1 protein-coding gene is annotated in these 1,340 nt (G+C 64.5%); it reads left to right on the top strand.

Annotation, left to right across the window (positions count from 1 at the left end; genetic code table 11):
* Positions 1–60: 60 nt before the first annotated feature.
* Positions 61–1,340: beta-propeller fold lactonase family protein (locus ABGB19_RS26015; RefSeq protein WP_347688888.1), on the top strand; the 1,280-nt coding region annotated here is incomplete at its 3' end.

Below are 1,340 nucleotides of genomic sequence, written 5' to 3'. Positions count from 1 at the left end.
ACCGATGCCGACGGCGACACATTGACTTACACCCTCGTCACCCAGCCGGCGAGTGGTTCGGTGACGGTCAATTCCGATGGGACGTTCAGCTATACACCGACCGTTGCGGCGCGGCTCGCCGCTCAGCAGACCAACTGGGTCGATACGGATGCGTTCACGGTGTCGGTGAGCGACGGAACGTCCACGGTGACAACGACGGTGAGCGTGCCGGTGTCGCCGGCCGATCTCACCGTGTCGCCCGCGGTGGGCTCGACGGGCACCAACCCGGCCGGTGTGGTGGTGATCGGCAACACCGCCTATGTGGCCAACCAAAGCTCGGCCTCGGTGTCGGTGATCGACCTGTCGACGTCGACACCCACAGTGATCAAAACCATATCGGTCGGCACCAAACCGACCACCGTGGTTGCGAGCCCGGATCAGAAACAGATCTATGTCACCAACTCGTGGTCGAACTCGGTGTCAATCATCGACACTCAGACCAACACGGTGGTCGGCACAATCGCGGTGGGCGCCGGCCCGATCGGTGCGGTGCTCAGTTCCGACGGATCTCGCCTGTACGTGGCCAACGCCAGTGGCAACTCCGTGTCGGTGATCAACACCGCCACCCGCACCGTGGTCACCACGGTCAGGGTGGGCGCCTTTCCGACCGGGGTGGCGCTCAGCCCCGACGGATCCCGGCTGTACGTTGCCAATAAGAACGGTTTCACCGTCTCGGTCGTCGACACCGCCGCGGCCGCCGTCATCGCCACCGTCCGAGTGGGAATGTACCCCTCTGATGTCGCGGTCAGCGGCACCCGTGCGTATGTGACGAACCAGAACAGCGATTCGGTGTCAGTGATCGATGCAAACCCCGCCAGCACAACCTTCAACCAGGTGATAGGCACCATCACCTTGGCCAGCAAAGCCAACCCGACCTCGGTGGTGGTCAGTGCCGACGGCACCTTGGTCTACGTCGCGAACAGCGACGACACCATTTCGGTGATCGACCCGGCCACCAACACCGTCATCCGCACCGTGCAGATCGACGCCAACCCCGAGACCGGTGCTCACACTTTGTCGCTCAGTGCCGATGGCACAAGGCTGTTCGTCACCGACGCCGCCGACAGGGCGTTGCGGTGGGTCTCCCTGGTAACCACCGCCGCGAACAACCAGCCGCCGGTGGCAGGCACGCCCACTGTCGGCACCCCCAACCCCACCAACGGCGCCGTCACCGGATCGCTGAACTTCACCGACCCCGACGGCAACCCACTGACCTACACCGTGCCCACCCAACCCAGCAGCGGCACCGTCACCATCACCACCAACGGCACCTACACCTACACCCCCACCCAAGCCGCCCG

Source organism: Mycobacterium sp. B14F4 (genome assembly GCF_039871645.1).
Taxonomy (GTDB): domain Bacteria; phylum Actinomycetota; class Actinomycetes; order Mycobacteriales; family Mycobacteriaceae; genus Mycobacterium.
This window is presented reverse-complemented; position numbering and strand designations above follow the sequence as displayed.